Source organism: Labilibaculum filiforme (assembly GCF_002843315.1).
In the GTDB taxonomy this organism is placed as follows: Bacteria; Bacteroidota; Bacteroidia; order Bacteroidales; family Marinifilaceae; genus Labilibaculum; species Labilibaculum filiforme.
Map to the genome: position 1 here is coordinate 314,841 of NZ_MVDD01000001.1, position 25,413 is coordinate 340,253.

At 35.1% G+C, this 25,413-nt stretch carries 24 protein-coding genes; 13 read left to right on the forward strand and 11 right to left on the reverse strand.

What is annotated here, in order from left to right; all coding sequences use genetic code 11:
- Window positions 1-295: 295 nt before the first annotated feature.
- The 3 genes from BZG02_RS01300 to BZG02_RS01310 form a co-directional block, all read right to left on the reverse strand.
- Window positions 296-2,281 (reverse strand): protein-disulfide reductase DsbD family protein, encoded by a 1,986-nt coding sequence (locus BZG02_RS01300; RefSeq protein ID WP_101259603.1) that lies wholly within the window; start codon window positions 2,279-2,281, stop codon window positions 296-298.
- Between the two features lie 117 nt (window positions 2,282-2,398).
- Window positions 2,399-3,955, reverse strand: a complete 1,557-nt coding sequence (locus BZG02_RS01305; protein WP_101259604.1) for an Rne/Rng family ribonuclease — start codon at window positions 3,953-3,955, stop codon at window positions 2,399-2,401.
- Between the two features lie 248 nt (window positions 3,956-4,203).
- Window positions 4,204-4,488 (reverse strand): HU family DNA-binding protein, encoded by a 285-nt coding sequence (locus tag BZG02_RS01310; RefSeq protein WP_101259605.1) that lies wholly within the window; start codon window positions 4,486-4,488, stop codon window positions 4,204-4,206.
- Between the two features lie 150 nt (window positions 4,489-4,638).
- Between BZG02_RS01310 and mutY the strand changes: the two genes are divergently transcribed.
- The 5 genes from mutY to BZG02_RS01335 all read left to right on the forward strand — a co-directional run bounded on the left by mutY (window position 4,639) and on the right by BZG02_RS01335 (window position 8,840).
- On the forward strand, window positions 4,639-5,697 hold the full coding sequence (mutY, locus tag BZG02_RS01315; protein WP_101259606.1) for an A/G-specific adenine glycosylase: 1,059 nt from the start codon (window positions 4,639-4,641) through the stop codon (window positions 5,695-5,697).
- A gap of 65 nt (window positions 5,698-5,762) precedes the next feature.
- On the forward strand, window positions 5,763-6,188 hold the full coding sequence (locus BZG02_RS01320) for a single-stranded DNA-binding protein (RefSeq protein WP_101259607.1): 426 nt from the start codon (window positions 5,763-5,765) through the stop codon (window positions 6,186-6,188).
- A gap of 31 nt (window positions 6,189-6,219) precedes the next feature.
- Window positions 6,220-7,551, forward strand: a complete 1,332-nt coding sequence (gene gldE, locus BZG02_RS01325; RefSeq protein ID WP_245868043.1) for a gliding motility-associated protein GldE — start codon at window positions 6,220-6,222, stop codon at window positions 7,549-7,551.
- Window positions 7,552-7,605: 54 nt separating this feature from the next.
- The gene (gene gldD / locus BZG02_RS01330) at window positions 7,606-8,187 is read left to right on the forward strand and encodes a gliding motility lipoprotein GldD (RefSeq protein WP_101259608.1); all 582 of its coding nucleotides are present in this window, start codon (window positions 7,606-7,608) and stop codon (window positions 8,185-8,187) included.
- A 14-nt stretch (window positions 8,188-8,201) separates the two neighbouring features.
- Window positions 8,202-8,840, forward strand: a complete 639-nt coding sequence (locus tag BZG02_RS01335) for a 4'-phosphopantetheinyl transferase family protein (RefSeq protein WP_101259609.1) — start codon at window positions 8,202-8,204, stop codon at window positions 8,838-8,840.
- A gap of 54 nt (window positions 8,841-8,894) precedes the next feature.
- Here the strand turns inward: BZG02_RS01335 and BZG02_RS01340 are convergent, their stop codons facing one another.
- From BZG02_RS01340 to ychF, 4 genes are all read right to left on the reverse strand, one after another.
- Window positions 8,895-10,520, reverse strand: a complete 1,626-nt coding sequence (locus tag BZG02_RS01340) for an alkaline phosphatase family protein (RefSeq protein WP_101259610.1) — start codon at window positions 10,518-10,520, stop codon at window positions 8,895-8,897.
- 122 nt (window positions 10,521-10,642) lie between these two features.
- Window positions 10,643-10,993: a DUF190 domain-containing protein gene (locus BZG02_RS01345; protein WP_101259611.1), complete on the reverse strand. Its 351-nt coding sequence runs from the start codon at window positions 10,991-10,993 to the stop codon at window positions 10,643-10,645.
- 12 nt (window positions 10,994-11,005) lie between these two features.
- On the reverse strand, window positions 11,006-11,383 hold the full coding sequence (gene crcB / locus BZG02_RS01350; protein WP_101259612.1) for a fluoride efflux transporter CrcB: 378 nt from the start codon (window positions 11,381-11,383) through the stop codon (window positions 11,006-11,008).
- 149 nt (window positions 11,384-11,532) lie between these two features.
- Entirely contained in the window at window positions 11,533-12,633 is a 1,101-nt protein-coding gene (gene ychF / locus BZG02_RS01355; protein ID WP_101259613.1) for a redox-regulated ATPase YchF, read from the reverse strand.
- A 192-nt stretch (window positions 12,634-12,825) separates the two neighbouring features.
- On the opposite strand from ychF, the gene BZG02_RS01360 reads away from it, so the two are divergent.
- From BZG02_RS01360 to BZG02_RS01385, 6 genes are all read left to right on the forward strand, one after another.
- Window positions 12,826-13,863 (forward strand): transglutaminase domain-containing protein, encoded by a 1,038-nt coding sequence (locus BZG02_RS01360; protein ID WP_180335589.1) that lies wholly within the window; start codon window positions 12,826-12,828, stop codon window positions 13,861-13,863.
- A gap of 226 nt (window positions 13,864-14,089) precedes the next feature.
- Window positions 14,090-15,466 carry a vWA domain-containing protein gene (locus BZG02_RS01365; RefSeq protein WP_143470403.1) on the forward strand — a complete coding sequence of 459 codons (1,377 nt, stop codon included), beginning with the start codon at window positions 14,090-14,092 and terminating at the stop codon, window positions 15,464-15,466.
- 154 nt (window positions 15,467-15,620) lie between these two features.
- Window positions 15,621-17,681, forward strand: a complete 2,061-nt coding sequence (locus BZG02_RS01370) for a transketolase family protein (protein ID WP_245868044.1) — start codon at window positions 15,621-15,623, stop codon at window positions 17,679-17,681.
- 151 nt (window positions 17,682-17,832) lie between these two features.
- Window positions 17,833-18,390, forward strand: a complete 558-nt coding sequence (locus BZG02_RS01375; RefSeq protein ID WP_101259616.1) for an RNA polymerase sigma factor — start codon at window positions 17,833-17,835, stop codon at window positions 18,388-18,390.
- A gap of 44 nt (window positions 18,391-18,434) precedes the next feature.
- Window positions 18,435-18,833 carry a hypothetical protein gene (locus tag BZG02_RS01380; protein WP_101259617.1) on the forward strand — a complete coding sequence of 133 codons (399 nt, stop codon included), beginning with the start codon at window positions 18,435-18,437 and terminating at the stop codon, window positions 18,831-18,833.
- A 10-nt stretch (window positions 18,834-18,843) separates the two neighbouring features.
- Window positions 18,844-19,320: a hypothetical protein gene (locus tag BZG02_RS01385; protein ID WP_101259618.1), complete on the forward strand. Its 477-nt coding sequence runs from the start codon at window positions 18,844-18,846 to the stop codon at window positions 19,318-19,320.
- Window positions 19,321-19,385: 65 nt separating this feature from the next.
- On the opposite strand, the gene hisS is transcribed toward BZG02_RS01385, so the two are convergent.
- Window positions 19,386-20,747 carry a histidine--tRNA ligase gene (gene hisS, locus BZG02_RS01390; RefSeq protein WP_101259619.1) on the reverse strand — a complete coding sequence of 454 codons (1,362 nt, stop codon included), beginning with the start codon at window positions 20,745-20,747 and terminating at the stop codon, window positions 19,386-19,388.
- A 167-nt stretch (window positions 20,748-20,914) separates the two neighbouring features.
- Between hisS and BZG02_RS21170 the strand changes: the two genes are divergently transcribed.
- The gene (locus BZG02_RS21170; RefSeq protein WP_281253619.1) at window positions 20,915-21,046 is read left to right on the forward strand and encodes a hypothetical protein; all 132 of its coding nucleotides are present in this window, start codon (window positions 20,915-20,917) and stop codon (window positions 21,044-21,046) included.
- A gap of 161 nt (window positions 21,047-21,207) precedes the next feature.
- Here the strand turns inward: BZG02_RS21170 and BZG02_RS01400 are convergent, their stop codons facing one another.
- Both BZG02_RS01400 and ettA read right to left on the reverse strand, forming a co-directional pair.
- Window positions 21,208-21,564, reverse strand: coding sequence for a DUF4870 domain-containing protein (locus BZG02_RS01400; RefSeq protein ID WP_101259873.1), 357 nt, complete (start codon window positions 21,562-21,564; stop codon window positions 21,208-21,210).
- Between the two features lie 91 nt (window positions 21,565-21,655).
- Window positions 21,656-23,344 carry an energy-dependent translational throttle protein EttA gene (gene ettA, locus BZG02_RS01405; protein WP_101259621.1) on the reverse strand — a complete coding sequence of 563 codons (1,689 nt, stop codon included), beginning with the start codon at window positions 23,342-23,344 and terminating at the stop codon, window positions 21,656-21,658.
- A gap of 202 nt (window positions 23,345-23,546) precedes the next feature.
- Between ettA and BZG02_RS01410 the strand changes: the two genes are divergently transcribed.
- Window positions 23,547-24,056, forward strand: coding sequence for a response regulator (locus BZG02_RS01410; protein WP_101259622.1), 510 nt, complete (start codon window positions 23,547-23,549; stop codon window positions 24,054-24,056).
- Window positions 24,057-24,119: 63 nt separating this feature from the next.
- Here BZG02_RS01410 and eno read toward each other — a convergent pair whose 3' ends face one another.
- Window positions 24,120-25,403, reverse strand: coding sequence for a phosphopyruvate hydratase (eno, locus tag BZG02_RS01415; RefSeq protein WP_101259623.1), 1,284 nt, complete (start codon window positions 25,401-25,403; stop codon window positions 24,120-24,122).
- Window positions 25,404-25,413 lie beyond the last annotated feature (10 nt).

Here is a 25,413-nt window from a genome sequence, read left to right on the forward strand (position 1 = left end):
TTTCAAAAATAGGAATTCTTTTCATGCAAATCACATAAAACACGCTATAATGAATATAATCCTAAATTAACATCAAAACTCATCTTATAACATGATTCTTTTCCGCTGTATCTTCGTTAAATAAGATGCAGGAAAACTAGGCTATCTCTTACTTTTTTGCCTTGATACAGCAGAAAATTATTCCATTTTATTTAAAGATACTTTTGAAATGAAATTGGTATAAATAGGTGTGACTAAATAAAAAAAGGTCGAAATGACAATTCATCTCGACCTTTTAAAACTTTATAATACCCTTTTATCTATTCTTAAATTCTTTTTTTCCGTTTTCCAAAAATTCTACAAAAGCATCTGCATTTAAATCGTAGGCTCTTGGCTCCACTAAGGTATCTTCCGAATTATCCAAAAGTACGTAATATGGTTGCGCATTTACACCAAATCGAGTAATCTGAAAATCAGCATATTTTTTTCCCAAAGTCTTTTTCACTTTCCCATCGTAGGTTGAAGTAATCCAGTCCGACTCTGGTAAAGCCTGCTTATCATCTACATACAATGCAATAATAATGTAATCTTCGCGCAGAATTTTTTGAACCCGTGGATCGGACCAAACATTGGCTTCCATTTCACGACAATTCACACATCCGTGCCCTGTAAAATCAATAAAAATGGGTTTATTCTGCTCTTTTGCACAAGCTAAGCCTTGTTCAAAATCGAAATACCCTTTTAAACCATGTGGCAAATGAAGATGATCTGCATATTTTGGAGCTTCACAAAGTTCAGCCTCCGCCTTCCCACTAGAACCCGATTGTTCCCGAACTATAGCAGAAATATCAAAATCCTGACTAGTTTGTGGTGGCAAATACCCTGAAATACCTTTTAAAGGTGCACCAAACATTCCTGGAACCATATAAACAACGAATGAAAACGAAACTATCGCCAGCATTAATCGTGGCACCGAAATAAATTTGATATCGCTATCGTGACTAAATTTTAATTTTCCCAATAAATAGAATCCCATTAAGGTGAAAATTACAATCCAAATTCCCAAATAAATTTCTCTATCCAGCAATCCCCAATGATAAGTCTGGTCGGCAATACTTAAAAACTTAAGTCCTAAAGCCAGCTCTAAAAATCCTAAAACAACCTTCACAGAATTTAACCAGCCTCCAGACTTTGGCAAATTATTCAACCACGATGGGAATATGGCAAATAAGGTAAATGGCAACGCAAAGGCTAGCGAGAATCCAAACATTCCAACAATAGGCTCCAATACTTCCCCTCCGGCCGATTGAACCAAAATAGATCCTACAATTGGACCGGTACAAGAAAACGACACTAATACCAGTGTAAAAGCCATAAAGAAGGATCCGGCTAAACCGCCTTTATCTTCATTGGATACCGATTTATTAACAATCCAACTTGGTAAGGTAATTTCAAACATTCCGAAAAAAGAGAATGCAAACACCAAAAATATCACAAAGAAAATAACATTAGGAATCCAATGTGTACTTAGCCAATTGGCAAAACTTGGTCCGAGTGTTACTGCTACAATTGTTCCAATAATAGTATAGATTCCAATAATAGAAATGCCGTAAAAAACCGCATTAGTAATCGCTTTACGGCGATTTTCTGAACTGTGCATAAAAAAGGAAACCGTCATTGGTATCATCGGAAACACACACGGTGTTAAAAGTGCAATCAGTCCGAATGTAAAGGAAATAAAAAACAAAGACCACAATGAGGTATACTCTTTTCGAGGATTCTTCATTGGGTTTATTTTCTCTTTCGCAGGCTTTACCGTCTCAACAATTGCTGCTTTTTTTCCTGCATTTAATTGAAACTCGAAGTCAGGAGTATACATCACACATTCGCCTTCGCGACAAGTCTGATATTCCATTTCCCCTTCAATGGAAAATGCATTTTCAGAAAGTAATTTGACTTTTTGTTTTAGAATTGCCTCTTCAACAAAATACTGAATGTCCATTTCAAAAATGTCATCGTACTCGGTTTTTGGCTTGGTAATTTCTTCCAAATCTCCTATCAATTCGTAATTACCAGACTCTACAAAAGTGTAACTGAATCGAATTGGGCCTCCATCAGGAAAATGTTGGGAATAAAGATGCCATTCCTTGTCAATTTTGGCTGTAAAAACCAAATTAACTTCGGTGTTGCTAACTTGTTCTGTTGTAAAATTCCAAGATACCGTTTCGCGAATTTGCGCTTGAACGGAAATAAGGCTACTAAGGAAAACTCCAAGGAATAAAATCAGAAGTTTCTGTTTCATGTGCTATAATTTAAGTGCTTGAACGCATAAAATTAATATTATAAAGCACCTTAACAAAGCCTTTAACAAAATGATAACAAAGTTTAAAAATCGTAAATAAAGATTTTTTTCACTGAATTACAACAAATCTATTTCCTGATTATTTTTATCGAAGAATTTATAAACCAACATATCGTAGGAAGGAATCTCACGAACAGACAGTTTAATACCTAATTCTGATTGCCATTTTCTACGTAAAGTTTTCCAAATTCCTTTATTGATATAGGCAGCAACAAAAGGATGAACTTTTAAGGTAAGTTTCTTATCATTTTGCTCATCAACCAATCGTTTCAAAGTTTGTTCAATTTGATCGGTAAGTAAAACTGCTGGAGTAATTTTCCCAGTACCCAAACAAGTTGGACAGGTCTCCTGAATTTCCACATTCATCTCAGGACGAACCCGTTGACGTGTAATTTGCATCAAGCCAAATTTACTTAATGGCAAAATATTGTGTTTCGTACGATCAAGCCCCATTATCTCTTTCATCTTCTCGAAAACTTTCAGACGGTTTTCGGCAGAATGCATATCGATAAAATCGACAACAATAATTCCTCCCATATCGCGCAAGCGAAGCTGGCGGGCAATTTCCTCTGCAGCAGCTAAATTCACTTCTACGGCATTAGATTCCTGATCGTTACCTGCTTTTGAACGATTTCCACTATTCACATCAACAACGTGAAAAGCTTCGGTGTGCTCAATAATTAAATAAGCTCCGTTTTTAAAAGAAACCGTTTTTCCGAAAGAAGACTTTATTTGTTTATCGATACCAAGTTGATCGAAAATAGGTACATCACCAGTAATATGCTTTACAATTTTCGATTTCTCGGGAGCAATACTTTCAATGTAGTTTTTAATGTCTTTTGCCGCATTGGCATCATTAATATAGATATTCTCGAATGAAGAGTTAAGAATATCACGCAAAATAGCAGAGGTTCTATCCATTTCTCCCAAAACTAACTTAGGTGGATTTAAATCTCTGATGTGCTCAAAACTAGATTCCCATTTTTCAACCAAAGATCTTAATTCCTGATCAAGAGCCGCTACCCTTTTCCCCTCAGCAACAGTACGTACAATTACGCCATAATTTTTTGGCTTTATACTTTGAAGCAACTTCTTTAGCCGAAGTTTTTCTTCTGACGAACTAATTTTTTGGGAAATAGAAACCTTGTCGGAGAAAGGCATTAAAACCAGATTTCTTCCGGCAATAGAAATTTCCGAACACAATCTTGGTCCTTTTGTTGAAATAGGTTCTTTGGCAACCTGAACAAGAATATGCTGACCCGACTTTAAAATTTCGGATATTTTACCATTCTTATCAATATCCGCCTCTAATTTCATTTTAGAGATAGACAGGTTTCGACCATTTTTAGCGAGAGCCTGTTGTAGAAATTTAGTAAGAGATCTGTATTGATGACCTAAATCTAAATAGTGTAAAAAAGCGTCCTTCTCATATCCTACATCAATAAATGCAGCATTTAGACCCGGCATTATCTTTTTCACTTTTCCCAGATAAATATCACCTACCGCAAACTGAAGATTACTCTTTTCTCTGGTTAACTCAATCAGTTGCTTATTGCTCAACAAAGCAATAACAATTTCATTAGGGGTTACATCAATTACTAGCTCGTTACTCACTACTTTTCTTTCTTATTTTTAATAAAGATAATCAGTTCTTACAAATAGATAAACCTAAAGTACTAAAAAGTTCTTTAGGTTTATCTCTTTTGTTTTTACAAACAATCAATTCAAAAGAATCTATTTCTTTTTCTTATGACGGTTTTTTCTTAATCTTTTCTTACGCTTGTGCGTAGCCATTTTATGTCTTTTTCTTTTTTTTCCGCTTGGCATATCTTCAATATTTTAAAATTAATTACAATCTAAGACTACTTTACGTTAGTTTTAACTTTACTAACGAATGTTTTAGCTGGTTTAAAAGCTGGTATAAAGTGCTCAGCAATAATAATTGTTGTGTTTTTAGAAATGTTTCTTGCAGTTTTCTCTGCTCTTTTCTTAACGATAAAACTCCCGAAACCTCTTAAATACACATTCTTTCCTTTTACCAAAGAACCTTTGATAGTATCCATGAAAGCTTCAACAGTTTTTTGTACTGTAATTTTCTCAATTCCTGTGTTTTTAGAAATCTCGTTAACAATATCTGCTTTAGTCATCTCTTAAAAAATCTTTAATTATCAATTATTTACATCATCATTTTCTCAAATCAGACTGCAAATATATATGATTTCTAGCTATTAATGAAATCGAAAACAATTATTTTTACGCAAATTTGAAAAAAAAAGATCAATACAAATAATTTCGAGATGCTTAGTAACCAAATCATAAGCTGGTATTTGCAAAACAAACGCGACTTACCATGGCGTAAAACCAAAGATCCGTATCAAATATGGATATCAGAAATCATGCTTCAACAGACAAAGGTAGCCACTGTAATTGACTATTTTAGTCGATTCTTAAACCAATTTCCAACAATTTCTGATTTAGCAAATGCCGAAGAGCAAGAAGTTTTAAAAATATGGCAAGGTTTAGGTTACTATTCGCGAGCTCGAAATTTACACGCGGCAGCTAAAACTATTCAGTCGGAGTACAATGGTGTTTTTCCTAATTCCTATAAAGAGATTCTTAAACTAAAAGGAATTGGTAGCTATACTGCTGCCGCCATTGCCTCCTTTGCCTTCCAACTTCCCTATGCGGCAGTGGATGGGAATGTATATAGAGTATTGTCACGAATATATGGTATCAACTTAGCCATTGATAGCACCGAAGGAAAAAAGTATTTCCAGAATATAGCTAGCGAGACGATGGAAAAAGCTCCAGCCGAAATCTATAATCAAGCCATTATCGAATTTGGTGCACTGCAATGCATTCCTCGGAATCCAAAATGTGAAATTTGTCCGCTTAGTAGCCAATGCTTTGCTTACAATGCCAAACAGGTGGATCAATTCCCTATTAAATCGAAACAAATTAAAGTTAAAAATCGCTATTTTTACTATTTGTTTCTATCTTGTGAAAATCGATTTTTAATCGAAAAAAGAAAGGAAAAAGACATCTGGGAGAACTTGTTTCAATATCCTTTGATTGAATGTGATAAACAAGTTTCGACAAATGAGTTGATACAAACTAAAGAATGGGAAAAGTTATTTGAGAACTTAGAATTGGTTATTCGTTCGGTATCCGAAAAAGTGGTTCATAAATTAAGCCATCAAAACTTACACACCACTTTCATACATATCGAAATTAATATCGATAAGCTGAAAAATAAAAATGGATATCAAGTCATTTCCTATTCTGAAATATCAAAGTACCCATTCCCTAAACTAATTGAAGATCATCTAAATAAGATCACTAAAAATAACTTATAATAACATTATGATATCAGAATAAGTTTGTATCTTTAAACTATTGTTAAACTAAAAAAAATCAAAATATGTCAGTAAACAAAGTAATTCTTGTTGGAAACGTTGGTAAAGATCCAGAAGTAAAATACCTTGATAATGGTGTTGCTGTGTGTAATTTTTCTCTTGCTACCAGCGAAACATACAACAATAAAAACGGGGAAAAGGTTACCCAAACAGAATGGCACAATATCGTATTCTGGCGAAAATTGGCGGAAATTGCCGAAACCTACGTTAAAAAAGGAATGCAAATTTACGTTGAAGGACAACTTAGAACACGTAACTGGGAAGATAAAGATGGTGTAAAAAGATATACCACTGAAATTTTTGGCACCAGCATGCAAATGTTAGGTCGAAAAGCCGATAATAATTCCGAACCACAAACAAATCCGGAAGTTGCCCAACATACGGTGGCCGACTCGACGGAGGCAGAAGAAACGGATGACCTCCCTTTTTAGGCATCCTATTTAAAACTAATTTCATACAAAATTGGAAACTGAAGAATTTACTAAACTTTTTTTAAGCAATACTGATATTGCTTTTTATGCTATTGATATAAGTACCATTATAAGTTTGCTTATAATGGTACTTCTTTTGTTTTGTTCTGCGGTGATTTCAGGATCGGAAGTCGCTTTATTTTCACTTTCACCACAAAACATTAATCATTTGGAAGCCGATGATAATCCAGTAAATAAAAAGCTTTTAAAACTACTACACCAACCGGAAAAGCTATTGGCTACCATATTAATTGGTAACAATTTTGTTAATATTGGAATCGTAATTCTTTCTAGTTTTATTACTAATTCCTTAGTCGATTTCTCGAATGCTCCAACGCTCGGCTTTATCGTTCAGGTGGTTGTAATAACCTTTTTACTCCTGCTTTTTGGCGAAATAATCCCCAAAGTGTATGCGACCCAAACATCATTAAGTTTTTCAAAATTTGTGGCTTACCCTTTATATTACATGGAAAAAGTATTTCAACCTCTTTCCATTGTACTTATTAAATCGACCTCGATAGTTAATAAACGAATTTCTAAAAAACAGAATATCTCGATGGTAGATCTTTCGCAGGCATTGGAACTTACTGCCGATGAAATTACCGAGGAAATGGAGATTTTGGAGGGGATCGTAAATTTTGGAAATATTAATGTTGAAGAGATAATGATTTCCAGAATGGATGCTATTGCTGTTGACCTCAGAACTAGTTTTAGTAAATTAAAATCGGTAATTATTGAATCTGGATTTTCTCGAATTCCTGTTTTCGATAAAAGTATTGACAATATTAAAGGGATATTATATGTGAAGGATTTACTTCCTCATCATCATAAACCAAGTACTTTTCGCTGGCAATCGACTATTCGACCTCCATTTTATGTGCCCGAAACAAAAAAAATTAATGATTTACTAGAAGAATTTCAAACTCAGAAAAACCACATGGCAGTTGTTGTTGATGAGTATGGTGGCACTTCAGGAATTATTACCATGGAAGATATTATTGAAGAAATTGTTGGTGACATTACCGATGAACTGGATGATAGTAAAGCAACCTTCACAAAAGAAGAAGATGGATCGTACTTATTTGAAGGAAAAACATCGCTAAACGACTTTTTTAAGGTGGTAGAGGTAGACTCCACGTTTTTTGATAAGATTAAAGGTGATGCAGAAACCTTAGCAGGTTTACTTCTTGAAATAAAGGGAGAAATTCCACAGAAAAAAGAAGAATTTAAATATAAAAATCATCGCTTTATTGTGGAAGCGGTAGATAACCGACGCATTAAGAAAATTCGATTTATACTTCCAAAACTTCCTGCCAAAAAGTAATTTCGTATTCTCAAAACTATAAATGTTCTTCTTGAATATCTTCATCCATAACTTATGAAATTGTATCGCAAGCTTTCCATCCTTCTTTTTCTTTTAATCGCTTTCACAGCTATTTCGTGTAAAAAGAAATATACGCCTAAGCCCAAAGCCTATTACCGAATCGATTTTCCAGCAAAGGAATATCAGAATTGGAATTCAGATTTTCCCTACAGCTTTGATCTTTTATCAATGGCAAAAATAGAAAAAGACGCAAGTAAAGGTGCTGAGAAATATTGGCTCAACATTCAATATCCCGACTATCGAGCAACCATTCACCTTAGCTATAAAACCGTAGATAATAACCTGGAAGAGTATTTGGAAGATTCAAGAAAAATGGCTTACAAACACTCAATAGTAGCAGATGCGATCGCTGAACAAGTCTACTTTAACGATACCAATAAAGTGTATGGAATGATTTACCGTATTAAAGGAAATGCGGCATCGTCGGTGCAATTTATAGCAACCGACAGTACCAGTCATTTCTTAAGAGGTGCTTTGTATTTTCGCGAACATCCTAATCAAGATTCCTTAGCTCCAGTCATCCAATTTATCGATAAAGATATTGTTCGACTGATGGAAAGCCTAAAATGGGAATAAGCTAATCGTGTACTATGCCAATTTGCCAACAAATACAAATTAATGATTCGTGCCAACTAATTGTTTGGAAAACCACCGAACCTTTAGAGGAATTGATGCAACTTGTGCACTTAACTCCCGATGAAACTATCCGAATGAACTCGTTTGGTAGTTTATCCCGAAAAATTGAATTTGCAGCAACACGATGCCTAGTGCAAAGCTATTTTGGACAAAATGTAGGGATTAAGAACGATGAACATGGTAAGCCTCACCTCATCAATTCAAACCTGAACATCAGTATTTCTCACTCAAAATTGTACGTTGGAATATTAATAGGAGAGCAATACGCCGTGGCTCTAGATATAGAGTACTTATCGGATCGGGTAAATAAAATAGCTACACGATTTCTTTCTGAAACAGAATTAAATAGCATCGAAAAGGAAAATAAGATTTTACACATTTATCAGCATTGGTGTGCCAAGGAGTGTTTAATTAAATTGTACGGAAAAAAAGATGTTCACTTAATTGATGAATTAAAGATCTCTCCTTTTTCGCCTAACGATTCTTCTTTCTCTGGACAAGTTTGCCGAACCGATTTTTCAGAAACTTATCAATTTCATTATATCCTGTTTGAAAACTATTTGCTGGTTTATTCCTGCAAAAAAAGCCAATAGGACTTGAATAACCGCATCCCCTTGGCTTTGTATTTTGCATTCTTAATTTGATCACTAATTTACCAGTTCGTGTATCGGATTTCCATCGCAACCTGACGGAATCGAGATATTTAAAAAACTCGAAATGGTAGGAACAATATCCTCAATATAAATTGACCTTGAAATTACAGAACGCTTAATTTTCCATCCATACCAAAACAATGGAACCTGATTTGTATAAGAATATTGTGCTATTTCGTCGCGTTCATCCTTTATGCTATGCATCCATCCTGGCTCTAAAGTAAGCATTACATCTCCCGAACGTTTTTGATTGAAAGAACGTTGTACTTTTTGTATTACTCCGTGTGTATAATTCGATTTCACCAAACTATTTGCAGTAGTAGTTGTGGCCACTCCCGAGAACTGAATTAAAAATTCAGCGGCCTTAATCTGTAAATCGATAACCGATAGTTTAGAATCTTCTATTAACTGATGATTTAAATAAACTTGCTGAGAATCATAACCTAAAACCCATTCTCCATTTCCATATAATATATTGAAATAAGATTTTAATAAAGCTATTGCATTATAAGTGCTAAAGTATCCATTCGGAATATTTTGCTCTATAAGATTCTCTGGTGTGTAATTAGCCGATTGATCAGCAGTTACAAATATTAATACATTCTCCATTCCAATCTGTTCATCTAAAAAGGAAAGAAGATGTTCTAGCTCCTTATCTAAACGAATAAAGTTATCGAGCATTTCTGGAGCAAAAGGAGATAGTTCTCTATGTTTATCGCCCAAACAAGAAAAAGTAACAGACAAAAAATCTGCATCATCATCTTTACCTAAGTTTTCATTAATAACAGAGGCTATTGCAAAATCTTTCACCAACATATTTCCGAAAGGTGTTGTTTTAATTGCCTTATATCCTTGCTCCTTCTTTTCCTTATTTAAATCGTAGAAAAACTCGGTATTCAAACCAACTTTTCCCAATAATTTATCCGACACTTTTGGTTTGTTGCTACCATTAAAAGGAGTCCATGTTTTATTTAAATAAAAATCAGTAAACTTTTTCTCATTAAATTCTTTCACCCAATTGTACAAGGTATCTTGATAATAAGAGGAAGTGATAAATTTCCCCGACTGATCATCCATCCAATAGGCTCCATCGGCTGCGTGACCAGCAGAAAATAAAGCTGATTCGCAATTTAAAGCAACACTTATCACTCTTGAGTGAGAATTAAATAGCTTTATTTCATCACCTAATGTAGAAGCTAACATCTTTTTAGAAGAACTCCCCTTTTCTTTCGAATCAATACCTACCAATTTAACATTCTTATCTTCCTTGGCAAGTTCAAGCTCTCCTGACAAACGGTTGTACCATCCGTTGGAAATAATTCCATGATAAGCAGGAGGTGTTCCGGTAAATATAGATGCATGATCGGGACCCGTTTGGGAATACAAATAACTAAACTTTGAATTTTTGCAATAAGTGCCCTGATTCATTAATCGTTTAAATCCACCATCACCAAGTAAATGAGAATAGCGAAAATAGTAGTCAGCTCTCAAATGATCTACTACAATACCTACAACTAGCTTTGGTTTTTCCGAAGGAATTTTTCGTGCACTTTGTGCGAATGAAATTTGAATTGTAACTACTAGTAAAGCAAACAATAGGGTTCCGAATCTTTTACTCATTATAAGTCTAGTTGTGGTTATTAAATAATCGCCACAAATATAATGGATTCGAATTGATAAAACAGAAATAGATATTGATATTACAGGATCTTTAACATTTAACGATTCAAAAAATAAAATAACTATTTTTTTTGAGGCTGATAGCGGATTACATCAACTTGCTCCATGGTAATCATTCCTCCTCCACCTGCTTTTTCGATTAACAATTCAATAATATGAAGAAAACCATTCAACTTCTCTTTAGAATCAACCAATTCAATAATGATTGGTAAGTCATCCGACAAGCTAAAAATTTTTGAAGAATGAATTCGGGAATTTGCTCCGTAAGACATGATTCCCCGATGAACCGTTGCTCCGGCTAAACCATAACGTTTGGCTCCATAAACAATAGCCTCGTAAAGTGGTCTTTGGTAAACCCGATCGGCTTCACCAACAAATACACGAAGTAATTTGGCCTTGCCTTTCAGTTTCATATCAATTAGTTTTTAAAATAGTTTATGAATTTGTGTGCCGAAATACACTGCGAGTAATCCTAGAAATACACTTCCGGCCACATATACTGAAAGGTACAAAAATCCACTGTCTTTTAAAAGGTTCAAATTATCGAATGCGAAGGAGGAGAAAGTAGTAAAACCTCCACAAAAACCAACGGCCAAAAACATCCTCATTTCGGGACTTACCAAATTATCTCGCTCAGCCAAGGCATACACTACTCCAATAATAAAACTACCTACAATATTTACCGTCATGGTTCCTATTGGAAAAATAGTATCGAAATAACGATGAAGTCCTTGCCCAACCAAAAAACGAGAAACACTTCCTAAAAATCCTCCTAATCCAACTAATAATAAGGTACGAAGCATGCGATATTAAATCTATAATGAATAATTAGCAATGAAACACTCAATATATCATTACCAAGAACAAATATACTAATCTTGCTTAATTTTAAGAACCAAAAAAAATGGCCACTCGATTCGAACAGCCATTTCTATATTATCAAAAAATGTAATTAGACATTGAATCGGAAGTGCATGATATCACCATCCTGAACAACGTATTCTTTTCCTTCCACATTCATTTTACCAGCTTCTTTACATGCTGCCTCTGAACCAAGCTTTGAAAAATCTTCGTATTTAATTACTTCTGCACGAATAAATCCTTTTTCAAAATCGGTATGAATAACACCAGCTGCCTGTGGAGCTTTTGCTCCCTTTGGATAAGTCCAAGATCTAACCTCTTTCACCCCTGCAGTGAAATAAGTTTCCAAATTAAGCAATCGGAAAGCTGCTTTAATTAATTTATTAACACCTGGTTCCTTAAGACCTAAATCTTCCAAAAACATTTGTTTTTCCTCGTAAGTTTCCAGCTCTGCAATATCTGCTTCGATTCCGGCTCCTACAATAATAACTTCTGCATTCTCATCCTTAACCGCTTCGCGAACCGCATCAACATGGGCATTTCCATTTTGAACCGATGCTTCGTCCACATTACAAACGTAAAGTATTGGTTTTGTAGTTAATAAATGAAGATCTGTAGTAACTTTTTCATCTGCTTCGCTCAATTCCACTACACGCGCTGATTTTCCTTGCTCCAAAGCCTCCTTATATCTTTCCAAAACTTCGGTTAAACGCTTGGCTTCCGGATTTTTTCCAATTTTAGCCGGTTTAGCTGCTTTTTGTAATCTTCCTTCAACAGTTTCCAAATCCTTCAATTGCAATTCAATATCAATCGTTTCTTTATCTCTAATGGGATTTACAGAACCGTCAACATGCACAATATTATCATCTTCGAAACAACGCAAAACATGTATAATTGCATTTGTTTCGCGTATGTTTGAAAGAAATTTATTTCCTAAACCCTCTCCTTTACTCGCTCCTTTTACCAAACCAGCAATATCAACAATTTCCATTACCGATGGCTGCACTCTTTGCGGATTTACTAACTCTGTTAATCTAATTAGTCGTTCATCAGGAATGGTAATTACACCAACGTTAGGTTCAATGGTACAAAAAGGGAAATTTGCCGATTGAGCTTTTGCATTCGACAAACAATTAAATAAGGTGGATTTTCCAACATTTGGTAATCCTACAATTCCACATTGTAAAGCCATGGTTCTTTATATATTATATGATTTGCTACTATTCAATTTTTAAAAATCTGTGCAAAAGTACATTTAAATTTTCGTTGTGCCAATTTTCAGCTTTTAACTCCTAAATAAATGTTAAATGTTTAAGCAGAAACAAATCGCTTTCTCGAATTTTACTAGCTTTAAGCATAAGTGATTTTTACTATGTATAAAAAAATGATCATCCTTATTTTATTAACGATGGTGTTTTCGGAGTTGTCGCTGGCTCAGGAACCATCATTTGCGAAATATGGGGCTATCGACCGGCATGTAAAAAGAACTCCCGACAGTATTTCTCAAAACATTGTATTCCTTCACGATTACTTAGTTTCTATTGCAAAAACTGATGAAGATAAGATTCGTGCTTTTTACATGTGGATTATTGGCAATATAAAATATGAAGATCAGGTAGAACTACTTTTCGATCCTAACCTACTATTCTACCTCGGCTCGAATAACTGTTCGTCGCCAGTATGTGTGTTGCAAAAAAGAAAAGCTGTTTGTGAGGGATTTTCAAAAATTTTTGAATTTTTCTGCACTTATTCAGGATTAGAAACCTATAGCATTGGAGGTTACATTACCAAGAACGGAGCTTTACAAGATCGTGCAACACATTCGTGGAATGTTGTAAAAATTAACAATGAATGGCGTTTTTTCGATTTAAGCTGGGCTCATGCAATACTCTATCACTCGGGAATTAAAAGTAAAACAAATGAATTTTTTATGGTTGCCCCAGAAATTTTTATTCTGAGCCATTTACCAATAATCCGAATGTGGCAATTTTTAGAAACCCCAGTGCCATTGCCAATTTTTAACACCGGTGAAACACAAATAAAAACATATCTGAAAAATTCTACCTTTAAAACTATCTATAACTATACCGATAGTCTCGTTCAATTCAATCAAATGTCAGTTGCAGAACAACGACTTAAAACGGCGCAGGAAATATACAAAACCAATCCAGGCAACAAGTTTAATCTCGCCATAGAATATTATCGATATGCCCGAAACATGCAAAATTTTAATGGCGAAATAGATCCTATCAACTATTATCGATTGATAAAAGCACGTGACAAAATGAAATTAGCCTTTAATCTGTTAAGAAGCTCTTCCGAAATTTCTTCACAAATCATGTGCTTACAAATAGAAGCTGAGCTTACAAAAATTGATAAACTTATCAGTAATGCCAACTCGCACATCAAATATTTAAAATAACAATCCTACCTTTTCTCTTTGCTTATTTTTTTCATCCTTTATCGTTTCAACACAAAAAATACAGCAATTCCATCCGCAAACTAGTTCTATTTTTCATCCTAAAAGACTGTTAATTATTTATTCATTTGAAAACCTTATTTAATTAAACTAAAATTACCACAACGATCCATTTTAATTCTTTAACACATTCCCTATCTTTACTTACTAATCAAAATACCCTCTACTCTTGAAATCATATCGTAAATTGTTTTCCATTTTTTTATTGTTGCTTTTGTGTTCGAAACTAAGTATTGCTCAAGGATCACACGAGAAGCGAGATAAAACAAGAATTTTATTTATTTTCGATGCTTCTCAAAGCATGAATGGATTCTGGGAAGAATCCAAAAAAATAAATATTGCCCGTAAATTTCTAATTCAAATGGTTGATAGTTTAGAATTGGAAGAAAATGTGGAGATGGCATTAAGAGTATACGGACATCAAAGTGTGGTTCCGCCTCAAGATTGTAACGATACTAAACTCGAAGTGCCTTTTAAACCAGGAAATGCAGGTGAAATAAGACAAACATTACGATACATCGACCCAAAGGGAACCACTCCTATTGCGCATTCGTTAGAACTTGCAGCTAATGATTTTCCTGAAGTAAATTCCGATGTGCGAAATGTAGTTATTCTAATTACCGACGGGGTTGAAGCTTGCGATGGAGATCCTTGCGCGGTTTCTCTGGAACTCCAAAAAAAAGGCATCTACTTAAAACCATTTATTATTGGAATTGGTTTAGATGTCGATTTTAAAAGTAGCTTCGAATGCATCGGTAATTACCTAGAAGTAAAAAAAGAAGAACGCTTTGGAGGTACTCTGGAATATGTTATTTCGCAGGTTTTAAATAAAACTTCGGCACAAATCAATTTGATTGATGCCAATGGCTCACCAACAGAAACCGATGTTCCAATGACATTTTACAATTCTGTTTCAGATAAAGTAAGGTATCAATTTATGCATACCATGAATGCTAAAGGCAATCCCGACACCTTATTCCTAGATCCATTACTTACCTATAATATTACTATTCATACCATTCCCGAATTGCATCGCGACAGCGTAAGAATGGTTGCGGGAAAACATACTTCTATTGGATTTGATGCTCCCCAAGGAATGCTAAAAGTAGAATGTCCTAGAACTACTATGTACAAAGATTTACAAGTTCTAATCCGAAAAAATACAGAAATTATAAATATCCAAACTCCCGACGAGATAACTAAATACCTAACTGGCAAATACGATTTGGAAGTATTAAGCCTTCCTAGAATCAAAATTCCAAATGTAGAGATTAATCAAAGCAAAACAACCTCCATAACAATTCCACAACCTGGATTGGTAACTATATTTAAACCAACTACTGGCCCTTGCAGTTTATTTGTTCAAAAAGGAAACAAATTGGAATGGATTCATAACATCCCTGAAAAATCGTTGCGAGAAACCTTAACCCTTCAGCCGGGTGTATATCATATTATATTTAGAAACAAAAATGCCTACCTATCGCAAAGCTCTAGAAAAGCAAGTTTTGTGATAACATCCGGCAAATCAATACCTGTGCGTTTGTAAGCATATTGATTTACAATATTCTAAATAGTAAAAAACCTCAATTTATAAGCTTTTATTAGGCGTTTACATGATGCTAAAAGGCATTTTTGTATATCTTTGCATGCATTAATAAAACCTTACCAAGTTTTTATCATCTAAAATCTCATTTTTCAAAATGGATCTAAAAGAAATGAAAAACCAAGCGGATCTGACAGTAACTGACATGGCTGCGAATAATGTTCGTGTCCTTGCAGCTGCTATGGTAGAGAAAGCTAAATCCGGGCATCCGGGTGGTGCTATGGGCGGAGCCGATTTTATCAACGTTCTTTATTCTGAATTTTTAAATTTTGACCCAACAGACATGAACTGGATTAATCGTGATCGATTTTTCCTAGACCCAGGTCACATGTCTCCAATGTTGTATTCCATTCTTTCCCTTACCGGAAATTATACAATGGATGAACTGGCAAATTTCAGACAGTGGGGAAGTCCAACTCCTGGTCACCCCGAAGTTGATTTTGCTAGAGGTGTTGAAAACACTTCAGGTCCTCTAGGACAAGGTCATACAATGGCGGTTGGTGCTGCAATTGCAGAGCGTTTTCTAGCTGCTCGTTTTGGTGACTGGATGTCGCACAAAATTTACACTTTCATTTCTGATGGTGGAATACAGGAAGAAATTGCTCAGGGTGCAGGTAGAATTGCCGGAACATTAGGCTTAAGTAACCTAATCATGTTCTACGATTCAAATAACATTCAGCTTTCAACCAAAGTAGAGGAAGTTACTACTGAAGATACTGCTAAAAAGTATGAAGCTTGGAACTGGAATGTTATTTCGATTAAAGGCAATGATGCCAATGAAATTCGTAAAGCTTTAACTGCTGCCAATAAAGAAAGCGAACGACCAACTATTATCATCGGAAAAACCCTTATGGGAAAAGGTGCTGTTGACGCAGATGGTTGCAGCTTCGAAAATATGGTTTCTACTCACGGACAGCCATTGGGTGCTGCTGGTGCGTCGATCAATAAAACAATCGAAAACCTAGGTGGAAACGCAGAAAATCCTTTCCAAATTTTCCCAGAGGTAAAAGAATATTATGCCGAAGTTTTAAAGAAAAAACAAGCATTTGCAGCTAACAAGAAAGCAGAACAAGCAACTTGGACGAAAGCAAATCCTGAATTGGCAGCTAAATTAGAAAAGTTTTTTAGCAACGAAGCTCCTGAACTTGACTATGAAGCAATTGTTCAGAAAGCTGGCGATGCTACCCGTTCTGCATCATCGGTTGTTTTAGCTGAATTGGCTAAAAATGTGGATAATATGATTGTATCATCAGCCGATTTAAGTAATTCTGATAAAACAGATGGTTTCCTTAAAAACACCAAAGCACTTGCAAAAGGTGATTTTACTGGAGCTTTCCTTCAAGCAGGTGTTGCCGAATTAACAATGGCTTCTATTTGTAACGGTATTGCTCTTCACGGTGGTGTTATTGCTGCTTGTGGAACTTTCTTTGTATTTTCTGATTATATGAAACCTGCTGTGCGTTTATCTGCATTAATGCAAGTTCCTGTAAAATATATCTGGACACACGATGCTTTCCGTGTAGGAGAAGATGGACCTACTCATCAACCAATTGAACAAGAAGCTCAAATTCGTTTGCTAGAGCAATTAAAAAATCACTCCGGACAAATGAGTTTATTAGCACTTCGTCCGGCTGATGCTGATGAAGCTACTGTTGCTTGGAAAATGGCAATGGAGAACACAAAAACTCCTACTGCTTTAATTCTTTCCCGTCAGAATATTACAAAACTTCCATCGAAAGAGAATCGTTATCAGGAAGCTCTTCAGGCGCAAAAAGGTGCTTACATTGTAGAAAAACCTACAACTACTCCTGACGTTGTTCTTTTAGCAAGTGGATCGGAAGTGGCAACTTTGGTTGACGGTGCTAAAATATTACGTTCCGAAAAAGGATTGAATGTACAAGTTGTATCTGTTCCTTCAGAAGGATTGTTCCGGACTCAATCTGCAGCCTATCAAAACGAGGTAATTCCTGCTGGAATTCCTGTTCTTGGATTAACTGCCGGTTTACCTGTAACTCTTCTTGGTTTAGTTGGCCCCTTAGGTAAATCTATTGGATTGGATCATTTTGGATATTCAGCTCCTGCCAGTGTTTTAGATCAGAAATTTGGTTATACTCCAGAAAATGTTGTGAAAGAAGTAGAAGCTTTACTTCAAAAATAATATACATTACAACTATAATTATCCGGGATCCTTTCGATTCCGGATTTTTTTTGATCCTGATTTAAACCTTCGTCCAATAAAATAGTCTTACCTAACGCACCACAAGTGTAAAATAACTATTTTTAGTATCTATCATTAGAATACACAATTAATGAACAACAAATCTGACGAAGAAATATTAGAGCTTTTTCACAATAAGCAAACACAAAGTCAGGCATTTTCTTTTTTGGTAAAGAAATATCAAGAAAGATTATATTGGCAAATCAGAAAAATTGTTCTCCAACACGACGACTCTGATGACGTTTTGCAAAATACTTTCGTGAAAATATGGAAAGGCTTACAAAATTTCAGATCCGACTCTCAACTATTTACCTGGATGTTTCGAATTGCTACCAACGAAGCATTAACTTTTCTGAAAGAAAAACAGAAAAAACATTTGGGATACGCCAACAGTGAATTGGAAGATTTGCTTTTAGCAAATTTAGAAGCCGATCCATTTTTTGATGGAAATAAAGCGCAACTAGAACTTCAAAAAGCAATACTGCAACTGCCTGAAAAACAACGATTGGTTTTTAATATGAAATATTTCGATGATTTAAAATACGACGAAATGTCTGAAATTTTAGAAACTTCAGTCGGTGCATTAAAAGCATCCTACCATCATGCGGTAAAAAAAATCGAATCGTTTTTAAAACTTAAAGAGGTGTAAATTAAACCAATTCCTATTCCGACAGTCTAAACACTATACGAAACATGAATAATTTATCAGATATGAAAAACGATCATCCATTTAAGGTTCCTGAAGATTACTTCGCAAACCTAAGCGATCGAATACAGGACAAAATAGCTATTGAAGAAAAACCAAATAAACGATTAATTCAAGTACTCAAACCATATTTTTGGATGGCGGCAAGTGTAATCGGTATTGTTTTTATTGCCAAAATTGTACTTACGAATTCTGTTCCTTCAGAATATAAGATTCAACAATTATCGCAAAAAGAAAATACAATTATTGATACTCAAAATACAAATACAAGCTTAGATGAACTTAATTGGTTCCCCGATGAAACATCTGAGGCTACATCTGATGAAATCATAGAATATCTTTCTGATTTCGACATCGATTCAGAATTATTATTAGCAAACTTATAATAAGCCATACATGAAACAAATTTTAATTATACTAACACTTGTTATAGCCTTTAGTCATTCAAGTACTGCTCAAGAAAGAGGACACGGTATGCACGATCATATGAGCGAAAAATTCGCCGCTCAAAAAATCTCTTTCATCACCCAAAAATTAGAGCTAACTCCTGATGAAGCTCAAGTATTTTGGCCATTGTACAATGAATTGGAAAAAAAGAAGAGTGAAAACAGAGAACAAGCTAAAATTCTTTTCAGGAAACTACGAAGTAGCTCTGAAGGATTATCGGATAAAGAATTAGGAGTGCTAAGCGATGAACTTATTGAAATTAAATTGCAGGATGCAAACCTTCAAAAAGAGTACCATCTCAAATTTAAAAAAGTGCTCTCCGCAAAAAAGATTCTAACTCTTTATCATACCGAAAAACAGTTTCAAAGCATGCTTTTAAAGCAGATAAAAGAACGAGGAAGACATCAACACGATGAACAGGAATAACACAAAAAGGGCTGTCGATAGTAAATTGACAGCCCTTTTAATATCTAATTGGAATAGCTTAGAGACTATGCTAATCGATTAATTAGTTGCTCTGGAGTCAACTTCTCCTGATCTCCACTTTCCATATTCTTTAAACTTACAACTCCTTCTTCCACTTCCGATTCTCCCACCAAAATTACAAAAGGAATATTTTTATTGTTGGCATAAGTCATCTGTTTTTTCATTTTAGAAGAATCTGGATACATTTCTGCATTAATTCCATTTGCTCTTAACTTTGCTAATATTGGCAAACAAAACGCCTCCTCTTTTTGTCCGAAATTAATGAACAATACTTTGGTAGTGATGCCTGTATTAGTAGGAAACTTTCCCATTTGCTCTAACACATCGTAAATACGATCGGCACCAAACGAAATACCTACACCCGAAACATCCTTCAATCCAAAAATACCAGTTAAATCATCGTAACGACCACCACCCGTGATGCTGCCAAATTCCATATCTTTCGATTTTACCTCAAAAATAGCTCCAGTATAATAATTTAATCCTCGGGCTAAAGTCAAATCCAATTCCACTTCTGTTTGTACATCCAATTGCGACAAATAAGTAAAAACTGTTTCCAACTCTTCAATTCCTTTTCTCCCAATTTCTGAAGTAGAAAGAAGTTCTTTTAACTTCGCCAACTTTTCGGAATTAGAACCCGACAACAAAATAATTGGTTGTAATGTATCAATAGCTTCCTGAGGAATTCCTTTTTCAACCAATTCTTTATTCACATTTTCCAATCCAATTTTATCCAGCTTATCGATTGCAACAGTGATATCAACAATTTTTTCGGCCTCCCCAATAATTTCTGCAATTCCTGCTAAAACCTTACGATTATTCAACTTCACTACAACATTCAACTGAAGCCTTTTGTACACCTGATCGACAATCTGAATAAGTTCCACCTCGTTTAAAAGTGAATTGCTACCAATTACATCAACATCGCATTGGAAAAACTCACGATAACGACCTTTCTGTGGTCTATCAGCTCTCCAAACCGGTTGAATCTGATAACGTTTAAAAGGAAAATCAATTTCGTTACGATGTTGCACAACGTAACGTGCGAAAGGCACTGTAAGATCATACCTTAACCCTTTCTCACTAATTTTTGTGGTTAGTTTTACCGAATTCTTTTCCCGAATTTGTTCCTCATTTATTTTAGAAAGAAAATCTCCCGAATTCAGCACTTTAAACAATAGTTTATCTCCTTCTTCTCCATATTTTCCCATAAGAGTAGAAAGGTTTTCCATTGAAGGAGTTTCAATCGGCATAAAACCATATAACTGAAACACCTCTTTTATGGTATCAAAAATATAGTTTCTCTTTACCATTTCAACAGGAGAGAAATCTCTCGTCCCTTTAGGAATAGACGGTTTTTGAGCCATTTTTAAGTCTTTATTTTGGTTATTTTATTAGAGCTACAAAATTATCAAATTATTTGATAGATACCAGAGTATTCTATTGAGATCTGCATTTGACTTATAAAACAGAGCAGTGCTTCTATTTTATTTCCTTTTAATTCTACGAAATAGATTCGCAAAAAAATCGACTAATGATCCTAAAACAAATGGATAATACCACCACTTTATATCGAAGACAATCAAAAGAAATATGGAAAGAAGAAATAAAAGGTTTACCGACAATTTTAAATACTCCAAAATCCACCAATCCTTTCGGCTTTTAGTAAATAACAATCGTATTTGTACGCCCGAATAAAGTAGAATTCCCACTGCAAAAATTACTTCTCCATACGATAATTGTTTTATTATTCGATAACCTCCCAAAAAAGCAAGGACAAGCCCTATAAAATAGATTGTCTTGTAAATAGAAAAGGAGTTCATTCTCTCAATTTATAAATTTAATAGTTAAAGGATATTGATAATCTTCCCCGTTTAAGGTTTTGACAATCGCCAAAATAACAAAAATTAAATTTAGCAAAGCAAGCCCTATCAGCAATAAAACTCCTATGCCAATAAAAACTAGTATGGAGGATATAAAAATGTATATACTCATCGAAATCTGAAAATTAATGGCTTTTTTTCCTTCTCGATCCACCAACTTGGAGTAATCTTTTTTCATCGACCACAAAATAAGTGGACCGATTACATTACCGAAAACGGGTACTATTATTCCTGCAAAAGATGCTAAATGACAGAACATTGCCCAGTTTTTTTCATCGGAAGGTGTTGCAAATTGATTCATAAAAAACAAATATAAGTGACTAATGATATTACTGATCAAGGTACAAAAATAAGGGAAAACTTTCATTTGAAAATCTTCCCCCTTTTAAATACTAATCAGCAAGTAATTTTTTATACCTTATTCTTTTCGGTCCTTCGTCCCCCATTCTCTTTTTCCGGTTGATCTCATAATCAGAATACCCTCCCTCAAAAAACTGAACATGTGAATCGCCTTCGAACGCTAAAATATGAGTAGCAATTCTATCCAAAAACCACCGGTCGTGAGAAATTACTACTGCGCAACCAGCAAAACTTTCCAAACCTTCTTCCAGCGCACGTAATGTATTTACATCAATATCATTGGTAGGCTCATCGAGTAGCAAAACATTAGCTTCTTCTTTTAAGGTTAATGCCAAATGTAAGCGATTCCGTTCTCCTCCTGAAAGTACTCCACATTTCTTTTCTTGATCAGCTCCATTAAAATTAAAACGACCAACATAAGCTCGGGCATTCACGGTCCTTCCGCCTACATTAATTAAATCGCCACCACCAGAAATTACCTCGTAAACCGATTTTTCTGGATCAATATCCGCATGTTGTTGGTCAACGTATCCAACTTTTACCGTGTCTCCAACTTCAAAAGTTCCTTTATCGGGTTGTTCCAAATTCATAATCATTCTAAAAAGAGTGGTTTTACCAGCTCCATTTGGACCAATAACACCAACAATACCTGCAGGAGGCAACTCAAATTCTAAGTCATCAAACAATAACTTATTTCCAAACGCTTTTGATACTCCCTGAACTTGTATCACTTTAGTACCCAATCGTGGACCATTTGGAATAAAAATTTCCAATTTCTCCTCCTTCTCTTTCAAATCCTCATTCATCATGCTATCGTAAGCACTCAAACGAGCTTTGCTTTTTGCTTGACGCGCTTTAGGCGCCATCCGCACCCACTCCAACTCTCTCTCCAGAGTCTTACGTCGCTTACTAGCTGTTTTTTCTTCCATAGCCATACGTTTGGTCTTTTGATCCAACCAAGCGCTGTAATTCCCTTTCCAAGGAATTCCTTCTCCTCTATCTAATTCAAGAATCCATCCGGCAACATTATCCAAAAAGTATCTATCGTGAGTAATACTTATTACCGTTCCTTTGTATTGCGATAGATGTTGTTCCAACCACTCTACCGATTCCGCATCCAAATGGTTAGTAGGCTCATCCAAAAGTAAAATATCAGGTTCCTGCAATAACAACCTGCACAAAGCAACACGTCTTCGTTCCCCTCCCGAACAGTTTTTAATTAATGCATCTCCCTCTGGACAACGCAGTGCATCCATTGCACGTTCCAATTTAGTATCTAAATTCCATGCATCAAAATGGTCGATTTTTTCTTGAAGATCGGCCTGCTCATCCATCACCGCCTGCATTTTATCAGGATCTTCCAATACCTCTGGATCACCAAATTTTAAATTAACCGCTTCATAAGCATTCAATGCATCAACAATTTCTTGAACTCCTTCCTCTACAATTTCTCGCACCGTTTTACTATCATCCAAAATCGGCTCCTGCGCCAAATAGCCAATATTATGCTCTTTCGACCAAACAACATGTCCGTCAAAAGAACTTTCGAGGCCGGCAATAATTTTAAGTAGAGTAGATTTACCAGAACCATTTAATCCAATAATTCCAATCTTAGCTCCATAGAAAAAAGAAAGATTGATGTTATTCAGTACTTTTTTTTGTGAAGAAAAGGTTTTACTAACCCGATCCATCGAAAAAATAATCTTTTTATCGTCCGACATTATTTCGTTTTTATAAATTTTATACAATTTTCAATACAAAAATAGAAAATTTGGATTGATAATTTACCAAATCCTTTATACTGGAAATATTAATTTATAGACCGATCTCGACTCTATTTTCATTTTCAAAACTAAAATGAAATTTTGTCTTTTTATTATGCTTAAATATCGCTATTTTTAGCAGTTAAATAATGGTGCTATTATGGAGAAAACAGCAAATAAAAAGCTTTCTGAATTACTTGAACAGATAGGTGTTGAAACCAAAAAGAAGATTTATTGGGAGGAAACATTAGACTCTTCCATTGTTGTAAAAACGCATCCAAACAAAAGAAACATTCCCATAACCGAAGCCAAAATTTTATTGGTAGAAGACCAACCAAGCAATCGAAAAACCATTGAAGTCTATCTAAAGCAAAAAGTGGGTAAAGTAGATATTGCAGAAAATGGTAAACAAGCAGTAGAACTTTTCGAAAAAGAACAATACGATATTGTTTTAATGGATTTGCAAATGCCGATTATGGGAGGGATAGAAGCTTCCTTACGAATGCGTAAAATTGAAGAAAACCGCGATTTTTCTATTCCAATTATTGCTTTTACGGCAAATTTCTATTCCGACGATAAGGAAATATCAATTGAGGTAGGAATGGATGCTTATCTTTCAAAACCTTTTCAGAGTAAAACCTTATTTGGTTTAATGCAAGAGTACATTTAGAACAACAAAAAGCAAAAAAAAGGGATCTGTAAAGATCCCTTTTTTTAATATATCTAATTAAGCTTAACAACCGAAAACGGCATTTTCACCTAATTCTTCCTCAATACGAAGCAATTGATTGTACTTAGCCATACGATCAGAACGGCTCAAAGAACCGGTTTTAATCTGTCCAGCATTAGTAGCAACAGCAATATCAGCAATAGTAGCATCTTCAGTTTCACCAGAACGGTGAGAAGTTACTGAAGTATAACCAGCACGATGCGCCATTTCAATAGCATTTAAAGTCTCTGTTAAAGTACCAATTTGATTTACCTTAATCAAGATTGAATTCGCTGCTTTAAGCTTAATTCCTTTAGCAAGATAATCAGTATTAGTTACGAATAAATCATCCCCAACAATCTGACATTTATCACCAATAAGAGCATTTAAAGCAACCCATCCATCCCAGTCACCTTCATCCATACCATCCTCGATAGAATCAATTGGGTATTTAGAGATCAACTCAGCAAGGTAAGCAGCTTGTTCTTTAGAATTTCTTTTAGCACCATTTGGTTCGAAAATACTATAGTCATATACTCCATCTTTGAAAAATTCAGAAGCAGCACAGTCCATAGCGATAGATACATCACCACCATCTTCTTTACGACCAGCTTTGTAACCAGCGTTTTTAATTGCAGTAAGAATACAATCAATAGCCTCTTCAGTACCACCCAACATTGGAGCGAAACCTCCTTCATCACCTACAGCAGTAGAAAGACCTTTACCTTTCAATACTTTTGCAAGAGCATGAAATACTTCAGCACCCATTCTTAACGCCTCACGGAAAGATGGAGCACCAATAGGACGAATCATGAATTCCTGAAATGCAATGGTTGCATCAGAGTGTGAACCACCGTTAATAATGTTCATCATTGGAACTGGAAGTACATTTGCATTCGTTCCACCAATGTAACGATACAAAGGCATACCTGAATACAATGCTGCAACTTTAGCAACTGCTAAAGAAACACCTAACATAGCGTTTGCACCTAAGTTAGATTTAGTTTTGGTACCATCCAAAGCGATCATCGCTTTATCAATAGCAACCTGGTCAGTAGCATCCATACCAACTAATGCTTTTGCAATAACGTTATTTACGTTATCTACTGCCTTTAAGACACCTTTACCTAAGTAACGAGACTTATCGCCATCGCGTAGTTCTAAAGCTTCGTTCTCACCAGTTGAAGCTCCTGAAGGAACACCGGCACGACCCATAAAACCACTAGCAAGAGTTACTTCAACTTCGATAGTAGGATTTCCTCGTGAATCAAGAATTTCACGACCATGAATGTTTACAATTTCTGACATAACTTTCGGA